The organism is Methylobacterium indicum (assembly GCF_001043895.1).
GTDB classification, from domain to species: domain Bacteria; phylum Pseudomonadota; class Alphaproteobacteria; order Rhizobiales; family Beijerinckiaceae; genus Methylobacterium; species Methylobacterium indicum.
The window spans coordinates 1-9,763 of sequence record NZ_JTHF01000201.1 but is presented as its reverse complement, the minus strand read 5'-3'; the positions used below and the strand labels follow the sequence as shown (position 1 = coordinate 9,763).

Here is a 9,763-nt window from a genome sequence, read left to right as displayed (position 1 = left end):
CCCACCGGCCCCACCCCATGCCCGGCGAAAGGCTCCCGCGATGAACCTGCACGTGCCGGCCCTCGCTCCCGAGGCCGCCCCCGTCCGCACCACCTGCCCGTATTGCGGCGTCGGCTGCGGCGTGCTCGCCCGGCCGGACGGGCAGGGGGGCGCGAGCGTCGCGGGCGATCCGCAGCACCCGGCGAATTTCGGCCGGCTGTGCTCGAAGGGCTCGGCGTTGGGCGAAACCCTCTCCCTCGACGATCGGGTGCTGCACCCGGAGATTGCCGGGCGGCGGGCGACCTGGGACGAAGCGCTCGACGCGGTGGCCGAGGGGTTCAAGCGCACCATCGCGGCGCATGGACCGGATTCGGTGGCGTTCTACCTCTCGGGCCAGCTGCTCACCGAGGATTACTACGTCGCCAACAAGCTGGCGAAGGGCTTCATCGGCACGCCCCACGTCGACACCAATTCGCGGCTCTGCATGTCGTCCTCGGTGGCGGCGCACCGCCGCGCCTTCGGCTCCGACACCGTGCCGGGCTGCTACGAGGACCTGGACGAGGCCGACCTGCTGGTGCTCGTCGGCTCGAACACCGCCTGGTGCCACCCGATCCTCTTTCGGCGCATGCTCGACGCGAGGGAGAAGCGCGGCACCAAGATCGTCGCCATCGATCCCCGCTGCACCCAGACCGGCGAGGAGGCCGACCTCTTCCTCGGTATCCGGCCCGGCACCGACACGGCCCTGTTCTCCGGCCTCCTGGTCCATCTCGCGGACAACGACGCCCTCGATCCGCGCTACATCGCCGAGCACACCGCCGGCTTCGAGCCGGCGCTCGAGCGCGCCCGCCAGATCGCCCCGAGCGTCGCGGCGACCGCCGCCGCCACCGGCCTGACCGAGGCCGAGGTCGAGACCTTCTTCACGCTGTTCCGCAGCACGCCACGGGTGGTGACCGCCACCTCCCAGGGGGTGAACCAGTCGGCGCAAGGGACCGACAAGGCCAACGCGATCATCAACTGCCATCTCGCCACCGGCCGCATCGGCCGGCCCGGCATGGGCCCGTTCTCGCTCACCGGCCAGCCCAACGCCATGGGCGGACGCGAGGTCGGCGGGCTCGCCAACATGCTGGCCGCCCATATGCACTTCACCCCGGAGGAGGTGGATCTGGTGCGTCGGTTCTGGAACGCGCCGACCATCATCACGGGCGAGGGGATGAAGGCGGTGGCGCTGTTCGAGGCGATCGAGCGCGGCAAGATCAAGGCGCTCTGGGTGATGGGTACCAACCCCGCCGTTTCGATGCCCCGGGCCGACCGGGTGCGGGCGGCGCTCGCAAAGCTCGACACCTACGTCGTCTCCGAGGTGGTGGCGGAGACCGATACGGTGCGGGCCCGGAACGCCATCGTCCTCCCGGCTCTCGCCTGGGGCGAGAAGGACGGTACGGTGACCAATTCCGAGCGCCGCATCTCGCGCCAGCGCGCCTTCCTGGCGGCCCCCGGCGAGGCGCGGGCCGATTGGTGGATCATGGCGCAGGTCGGCAAGAGGCTCGGCCATGCCAAGGCCTTCGCCTGGAGCAGCGCGGCCGCGGTCTTTCGCGAGCACGCCGCCCTGTCGGAGTTCGAGAATCGCGGCAGCCGCGATTTCGACCTCGGCGGGCTCGCCGACATCACGGACGCCGCCTACGACGCCGCCGCGCCGGTGCAATGGCCCCTGACCCGCAAGGCCAAGGCGCCGCAGGCCCGCTTCTTCGCCCAGGGCGGCTTCTTCACCCGGGACCGCAAGGCCCGCTTCGTCGCGGTGCAGAAGCCGGCGCTGGCGCAAGCCACCAGCGACGCGCTGCCCTTGCGCCTCAATACCGGGCGGGTGCGCGACCACTGGCACACGCTCACCCGCACCGGAAAGAGCCCGCGCCTCTCGGCCCACCGGGCCGTGCCCTTCGTCGAGATCCATCCCGACGACGCGGCAACGGCTGGTCTCACCGACGGCGACCTCGCCCGGGTCCGCACCGCCCACGGCGCGGCGGTGCTGGAGGTCATGGTGACGCCCGGCGCCCAACCCGGAATGCTGTTCGCGCCCATGCACTGGAGCGAGGCCAACACCTCGGATGGCCGTGTCGGTGCCCTGGCCCAAGGCGCGGTGGACCCGGTCTCGGGCCAGCCCGAACTCAAGGCGACCCCGGCCTCGATCGCCCCCGAGCCCTACCGCTCCCGCGGCTACCTCATCACCCGTGACATGGTGGCGGCGCCCTACGGCTGGTGGTGGGCGCGGGCGAGCCTGGAGGGCGCGACCGGCCTGATCTTTGCCGCCCAGGACGGCGTACCCGAGGCCGCCGCCCTGATGCGCGACCTCTTCCCCGGCGCGACGTTCAGCGAGTTCGCCGATCCGGCCCGCGGCCGCTACCGTGCCGCCGCCTTCCGGGACGGGCGATTGCTCGGCGTGCTGGCGCTGGCGCCGGCCGTTGAGCGCCCGACCTGGGACGCCGCCAAGGCGTTCTTCCGCACCCAGGAACTCCTGGAGCCCTCGGCGCGCCGGGCGTTGATCTCGGGCCGGGCCGAGAGCGCCGGCACCGGCCCGCTGGTCTGCGCCTGCCACACCGTCGGGCTCGACACGATCCGGGCGGCGATCAAGGGCGGGGCGCACGGGGTCGAGGCGGTCGGGGCGGCGTGCAAGGCCGGCACCAATTGCGGCTCGTGCATCCCGGAGATCCGCAAGCTGCTGGCCTCGGAACTTGCACCGCTGTCCGCATAGGCGCATCTGATGACACCGGATTTCCCGAGACTGGTGACAGAAGACCACCCTCCCATGCGTACCCCCCGTGCTCCCCGCGAGACCCGCTCCCCGGGCCTCGAGCCCCTGGCCGTGCTGCCGGTCTTCGTGACGCTGACGGGCAAGCGCGCGGTGCTGGCCGGCGCCAATGGCGGTGCGGCCTGGAAGGTGAAGCTGCTCGCCGCCGCCGGGGCGCATGTCGACGTGTTCGCCCCCGCGCCGACCGATGAGATGCGCGGCGCCCCGGCGGAAGCCGTCGCCGGCACGGTGGTGCTGCACGAGCGCGAGTGGTCGCCGGCCGACCTCGCGGGCGCCGCCTTCGCCATCGCGGCCTTCGAGGACGAGGGCGAGTGCGAATGCTTCGTCGGCGCGGCGCGCGCCGCGGGCGCGATCGTCAACGCCATCGACCGGCCGCATCTCTGCGACGTGTCGTTCGGCGCCATCGTCAACCGCTCTCCCCTCGTCGTCGGCATCTCGACCGAGGGCGCGGTCCCGGTCTTCGGACAGACCGTGCGGGCCCGCATCGAGGCGATGCTGCCGGCGGGCTTCAAGACCTGGGTCGCCGCCGCCCGCGACTGGCGCGCCGAGGTGAGCGCCCGCTACCATGTGTTCGGCGAGCGCCGGGCGTTCTGGGAGCGCTTCACCGACCTCGCCTTCGCCAACCCGGAGCGGGCGCCGGTCCGCGCCGACCTCGACGCGCTGATCGCCGAGAGCGACGCCGCGCCGACCGGCGGCAGCGTGGTCCTGGTCGGTGCCGGCCCGGGCGACGCCGAACTCCTCACCCTCAAGGCCCTGCGGGCGCTGCGCAGCGCCGACGTGATCCTGTACGACGATCTCGTTGCGCCGGAGATCCTGGATTACGCCCGGCGCGAGGCCCGCACGATGCTGGTCGGCAAGACCGGCCACGGCCCGTCCTGCCGCCAGGACGACATCAACGCCCTGATGGTGTCGCTCGCCAAGGGCGGCAAAAGGGTAGTGCGGCTCAAGTCCGGCGATCCCCTGGTCTTCGGCCGGGCCGGCGAGGAGATCGATGCCTGCCGCGAGGCCGGCATCCCGGTCACGGTGGTGCCCGGCGTCACGGCGGCGCAAGGGGCGGCGGCCTCGCTCGGCATCTCGCTCACCCACCGCGACGCCGCGCGGCGCCTGCAATACGTCACCGGCCACGACCGCCGCGGCACCCTGCCGGACGACCTCAACTGGGCGGCGCTCGCCGACCCCACCGTGACCACCGTGATCTACATGCCCAAGCGCACGATGCGCGCGCTGCTCGCGCAGGCGGTGGCCCAGGGCCTGCCGCCCGCGACCCCCGCGCTCGTCGTGTTCAACGCCACCCGGCCCGATCAAGCGGTGGTGCAGGCCACGGCCCAGGATCTCGCCGACAAGGTCGAGGCGGCGGGGCTGGAAGGGCCGGCGATCGTGATGGTGGGCGATGCGCTCGGGCGCGGCGAGCGCGAGGTGGTGATGACCGAGGCGCTGGCCTCGGCCGCACACTAAAAAAAGCCCCGGCGGGCCGGGGCGTTGCGAACGGTGTCTCCGTGAGAGCGGCGCCCGGCCTTTCGGCCGGGCGCCGCTGTCTGGTCAGCGGCGCTCGTAGAGCAGCCGGGCCCGGATCGTTCCGTCGATGGCGCGCAGCTCCTCGAGCAGGGCCTCCGGGTCGACGTCGGTGGCGTCGGTCTCGACCACGACGTAACCGACCTCGCCGTCGGTCTGGTAGAACTGCGCCGCGATGTTGATCTGCTTGCGGGCGAAGGTGTCGTTGAGGCGTCCGAGCATGCCCGGCAGGTTGCGCTGGACGTGGATGAAGCGCAGGCCCGTCGGGCGGGCCGGCAGCTGCACCTGCGGGAAGTTCACCGCGCCGACCGTCGAACCGATATCCGAGTAATCGACGAGCTTGCGCGCCACCTCGGCGCCGATGCGCTCCTGCGCCTCCTCGGTCGAGCCGCCGATATGCGGGGTCAGGATCACGTTCTCGAGGCCCTGGAGCGGCGAGACGAAGCGGTCCTGGTTCGATTTCGGCTCCACGGGGAAGACGTCGACGGCCGCACCGCGCAGGTGGCCGTCCTTGAGGGCCGAGGCTAGGGCGTCGAGATCGACCACCGTGCCGCGGGAATTGTTGATCAGGTACGAGCCCGGCTTCATCGCCCGGATCTCGGCCTCGCCGATCATGTTGTGGGTCGAGGCGGTCTCGGGGACGTGCAGCGAGACCACGTCGCTCTGCGACAGCAGGGCGTTCAGGCTGTCGACCGGCTCGGTGTTGCCGTGGCGCAGGCGGTCGGTGAGATCGTGGAAGATCACCCGCATGCCCATCGCCTCGGCGAGGTTCGAGAGCTGCGAGCCGATATTGCCGTAGCCGACGATCCCGAGCGTCTTGCCGCGCACCTCGAACGAGCCGTTGGCCGACTTGTCCCAGCCGCCGACATGGGCCGAGACCGAGCGCGGCACGATGCGGCGGAGCAGCATCACGATCTCGCCGATCACGAGCTCGGCCACCGAGCGGGTGTTGGAGAACGGCGCGTTGAAGACCGGAATGCCGCGCCGGCGCGCCGCCTCGAGGTCGACCTGGTTGGTGCCGACCGAGAAGCAGCCCACCGCCATCAGCCGGTCGGCGGCCTCGAAGGCAGCCTCGTCGAGCTGGGTGCGCGAGCGGATGCCGACGATGTGGACGCCCTTGATCGCCTGGCGCAGGTCGGCCGGATCGAGCGCCTTGGCCAGCCTCGTCACCGTCACGTAGCCCGAGGCCTCGAGCAGCGCGACCGCGCTGTCGTTGATGCCTTCGAGCAGCAGGACGCGAATCTTGTCCTTGGGCAGCGAGAGTTTGTCGGCCATGGCGGTCTTCTTGGCAGGTCGTCTTGGAAACGGGGTCGGACACCACGTCAGACGCGGCACCGCGGAGCGCGAGCGATAGGAGAGGCCGCGCCGCAACGCAACATGGGGGCCGGCCGCGGAGGACTGCCCATACGCAGGGCAGTGCTGCGCCCATCGCGCGGGCATCCGCTGCGTGTCACGCCGCACGGCCGAAGCTCGTGCCGCCATTTCCGGGGGCGACCCCGTGCCGACTTTCTCCCGGGGCGACCCCGTGCCCCCTTGCCGCCGCGGTCCGGCGGTGGTCCACCGGCGCCGTCCGCTCTCGGCAAGCCAGGAAGAGACCGCCGATGCCCCTCACGCCCCGGATGCGCAGCGCCGCGATCCCGCTCCTCGTCTTCGCCCTCGGCCTCGCGGTGCTCGGGCTCGCCGCCAGCCTGATGCTCGGCCGCCCGGCCACCGGCACCAGCGCGGTCGGCGGGCCGTTCACCCTGGTGAACCAGGACGGTCGCACCGTCACCGACCGCGACTTTTCCGGCACGCCGCACCTGGTGTTCTTCGGCTTCACCCACTGCCCGGACATCTGCCCGACCACCCTGCAGCAGATCTCCGACGTGCTGGTGGCGCTCGGCCCCAAGGGCCGCGACGTGAAGGCGCTGTTCGTCAGCGTCGATCCCGAGCGCGACACGCCCGCGGCGCTCAAGGAGTACCTGTCGAGCTTCGATCCCCGCATCGTCGGGCTGACCGGCTCGCCCGAGGCGGTCGCCGCTACCGTGAAGGCCTACCGCGCCTATAGCCGCAAGGTGCCGCTGAAGGACGGCGACTACACGATGGAGCATACCGCGCTCGTCTACATCATGGACGGACGCGGCCACTTCGCCGGCTCGCTCAACCTGATGCGTCCGGCCGCGGACGCCGCCGCCGAGGTGGCGCGTCAGCTCTAAGGTCCGTCGCGCCGCATCGCCCCGCTGCGGGAGGTGACGGCGCGTCCGTGCGCGGTCTTGTTCCAGCGATAGGGTGCGAGCAGCAGCTCGACGAGGCCGAGCCAGGCGGCGAGGCTGACGAGAAGGTAGTAGACCGGCAGGGAGATCGCCCAGGGCGCGAGGCTCCACCAGCCCCGCCGCAAGCAGCCGGCGAGCGCCGGCAGCCACATCGCGCCGAGGCCGGCGAGGAAGACCGTGACGCCCGTCGCCGTGACGAGGTTGGCGAGGAAGTCGGGGGCAGCCGGCAGCGGACCTGCGGCGAGGAACCAGAATGTCAGCAGGATCCCGAACGGGTAGGCGAGCGCCGAGACCACCGTGCCGGGCACCATCGCCACCGCGCAGAGCAGGCCGAGGGGGCCGAGGCACCGGAGCGCCCGGACCGGGTGCCGGCTGTGGGTGATCGCCGTCTGGACGAAGCCCTTCATCCAGCGGACGCGCTGGCGCAGCCAGGGATACAGGTTGGCGGGCGCCTCCTCGAGGGTCGCGAGCGGCAGGTCGCCGACCCGGTAGCCGGCGAGCGCCAGCCGCATGCCGAGATCGGCATCCTCGGTGACGTTCCAGGCGTCCCAGCCGTGGACCTCGCGCAGCACCCGCGTGCGGAAATGCGTCGTCGTGCCCCCGAGCGGCACCGGCAGGTGTGACGCGCTCAGGAGCGGCAGCAGCACGTCGAACAGTGCGGAATATTCGAGGGTGAAGCAGCGCGTGAGCCAGGAATCGGCGGTGTTGTCGATCACCAGCCGCCCCTGCAGGCAGGCGAGCCGGGCGGGACCGGCGCGAAACAGGGCGGCCGCCGCCTTGAGCTGGCCGGCATCGGGCACGTCCTCGGCGTCGTAGACCACGAGATGCTCGCCGCGGGCGAGCGGCAGGGCGACGTTGAGGGCCCGCGGCTTGGTGCGGGGCAGGCCGGCCGGTGCCGTCACGATCTCGAACCGCGCCGGCAGCGACTGCGCGGCGAGCGCCGCCGCGGTGGCGGTGTCGTCGGCCTCGATGACGAATTTGAGGTCCAGCTTGGAGGCCGGATAGTCCAGGCGCTTCAGCGCCGCGACCAGGCGCGGCACCACCTCGGCCTCGCGGTAGAGCGCCACCAGCACGGTGTAGACCGGAAGCTCCGCGTCCGGCACTTGGCCGAAATCCGGCGGCGGATCGGGCACGAGGAGAGGGGCGGCGAGGCGAAACACGATCACCGCCAGGAAAGTCAGGTTGAGGAGCGACAGGACGGCGAGCTGGATCCAGGGCGCGGCGTCGAGGAGGAGCAGGGACGCGGCCCCCGCGAGCATCAGGGCGAGGATCTGGCCCGGATGAAGGCCGGGGCGGTAGGCCCAGTCGGGGGCGCGGACCTCCAGCGCCTCGGCGGCCCGGGCCGCCGCGCGGGGGCCGGCTCTGGCGAGCACCGCGGCGGCGAGGGCCGCCGGCGTCGTGAACACCGCGTTCGGCGGGGCGCCGGCGGCGAGCTGGGCGGCGACCGCGCCGGGGGGCGGCGCGAGCAGCCACTCCCCGCCGGCCCCGCGCGTCGCACCCTGGCGGACGTCCTCGGGGAATCGCGCCCCGGGGTCCAGGGCGAGCCCGGTGTCGCGGAACGGCCGCCCGAGTGCGCGGGCGAGGGCGGCATAGTAGGCGGCCTCGCTCATCAGGCCGGCGCGCAGCAGGGCCGCCGCGGGCTCCGTCCCCTCCTGCCGCGCCAGGATGGCGGCCTCCCGGACGACCGCGAGGTCGACTCCCTGGCCGAGCAGGAAGGCCAGCTCGCCCGGCAGGACGATGGCGGTCGCGCCGTGGGGAGAGCGGACCTCGACGAACATGCGGGCTCCGAACTTGCCGACTCCCTCCGGCGGAGGTTCGTGGTATCGGGAGCCTATGGCTCGTCCCGTTCCCGCAACAGCGCCCCGCCGCCCGACCGGCGGTTTTTTCGCAATCGTGGCGCGTATGCCGCAGCGTCAGTGGCGCGTCCAAATGGCAGCCCTGCTGCAAGCGGCGGTCCTGCTGATGCTCGCCGCGGGTCCGGCCGCGGCGGCCGAGCCGGTGACGATTCCGAACTTCTGGAATCCCCGCGCCCGGCTGGAACGGCCCGATCCGCCGCAGGCCACCCGGCCGATCCGTTTCCTCACCGACGACGAGTACCCGCCGCTGCACTTCGCCGGGCCCGACGGCAACCCGACCGGTTTCGCGGTCGAGCTCGCCCGGGCCGCCTGCGAGAAGCTCGGCCTGACCTGCACCGTGCAGGCGCGCCGCTTCGACACCCTGCTCGACGCGCTCCAGGCCAACCAGGGCGACGTGGTGGCGGCCGCGATCCCGCTCACCGCCTCGCTCCGCGCCGGCCACCAAACGACCCGGCCGTATTTCCGCTGGCCCGCCCGCTTCGCCGTGCGCGGCGACAAGGGGCTGCCGGCCCCGGACCCGAAGGGGCTGGCCGAGCACCCGACCGGGGTGATCTCCGGTACCGCCCACGAGGCGTATCTGCGCGCCTTCTTCCACGTCACCCCGAAGACCTATCCCGACCTCGGCACCGCCGAGGCGGCGTTGCGCCGGGGCGAGATCGACTACCTGTTCGGCGACGGGCTGGCGCTGGCGCTCTGGATCGGCGGCACCGATGCCGCCGGCTGCTGCGCCTTCTCGGGCGGCGACTACCTGGAGAACCGCTACTTCGGCGAGGGTATCGGCTTCGTCACCCGCAAGGAGGACGAGGCGCTGGCCCGCGCCCTCGACGACGCGCTCCAGCGCCTGTGGGACGAAGGCAAATACGCTGAATTGTACCTGCGGTTCTTTCCGGTGAGCCCGTTCTGAACGGATCCTCCGTCGAACCCGCCTGCGACACGCCGAGGATTCTTGATCTATAGCACTGGGTGTTGCAGCGATGTGAGGGCAGTTGGTCCGAGCCGGGCGAGCCTCTGCCCGTTCCTGCCGAAGCTGTAAGCGGAGGGTGGTTGCCAGGGGCCGGCGTGCCGGGGGGGCTTTGGAACGGGTGTGCCGGTCCGTGACGGTGGAGATCGTCAAACGTTCGGATCGGGCGGTCGGGTTCGAGGTCCTGCCCAAGCGTCGGATCGTCGAGCGGACGATCGGCTGGCTCGAGCGATGCCGACGGCTGGCAAAGGATTGGGCGTGCCGCACCCGCAAGGCACTGGCTTTCCTGCGCCTTGCCTCGGTCCGCATCATGCTCGGAAAGCTCTGCCAGGAATCAACATGATCCCGGACAGACGCTCGGGTTCTTGTTTTGTCGCTGATTTTTGCCGCCGAACCGGTGTCC

6 protein-coding genes and 1 pseudogene are annotated in these 9,763 nt (G+C 72.0%); 5 read left to right on the top strand and 2 right to left on the bottom strand.

Annotated elements, in window-relative coordinates; translation table 11 throughout:
• Positions 1-40: 40 nt before the first annotated feature.
• Both QR78_RS22600 and cysG read left to right on the top strand, forming a co-directional pair.
• Positions 41-2,722 carry a nitrate reductase gene (locus QR78_RS22600; RefSeq protein WP_048461539.1) on the top strand — a complete coding sequence of 894 codons (2,682 nt, stop codon included), beginning with the start codon at positions 41-43 and terminating at the stop codon, positions 2,720-2,722.
• Between the two features lie 54 nt (positions 2,723-2,776).
• Positions 2,777-4,234: a siroheme synthase CysG gene (gene cysG / locus QR78_RS22595; protein WP_048429832.1), complete on the top strand. Its 1,458-nt coding sequence runs from the start codon at positions 2,777-2,779 to the stop codon at positions 4,232-4,234.
• An 84-nt stretch (positions 4,235-4,318) separates the two neighbouring features.
• Here the strand turns inward: cysG and serA are convergent, their stop codons facing one another.
• The gene (serA, locus tag QR78_RS22590; RefSeq protein WP_048429831.1) at positions 4,319-5,566 is read right to left on the bottom strand and encodes a phosphoglycerate dehydrogenase; all 1,248 of its coding nucleotides are present in this window, start codon (positions 5,564-5,566) and stop codon (positions 4,319-4,321) included.
• A gap of 326 nt (positions 5,567-5,892) precedes the next feature.
• Here serA and QR78_RS33675 point away from each other — a divergent pair, with 326 nt between their 5' ends.
• Positions 5,893-6,486: an SCO family protein gene (locus tag QR78_RS33675; RefSeq protein WP_089504301.1), complete on the top strand. Its 594-nt coding sequence runs from the start codon at positions 5,893-5,895 to the stop codon at positions 6,484-6,486.
• Here QR78_RS33675 and QR78_RS22580 read toward each other — a convergent pair.
• On the bottom strand, positions 6,483-8,321 hold the full coding sequence (locus tag QR78_RS22580) for a glycosyltransferase family 2 protein (RefSeq protein ID WP_053221048.1): 1,839 nt from the start codon (positions 8,319-8,321) through the stop codon (positions 6,483-6,485). The genes QR78_RS33675 and QR78_RS22580 overlap by 4 nt on opposite strands.
• 151 nt (positions 8,322-8,472) lie before the next feature.
• Between QR78_RS22580 and QR78_RS22575 the strand changes: the two genes are divergently transcribed.
• Positions 8,473-9,303 carry a transporter substrate-binding domain-containing protein gene (locus QR78_RS22575; protein WP_179945937.1) on the top strand — a complete coding sequence of 277 codons (831 nt, stop codon included), beginning with the start codon at positions 8,473-8,475 and terminating at the stop codon, positions 9,301-9,303.
• Positions 9,304-9,499: 196 nt separating this feature from the next.
• Positions 9,500-9,703: pseudogene (locus QR78_RS22570) on the top strand (transposase); the annotation flags it as partial.
• Between the last annotated feature and the right edge of the window lie 60 nt (positions 9,704-9,763).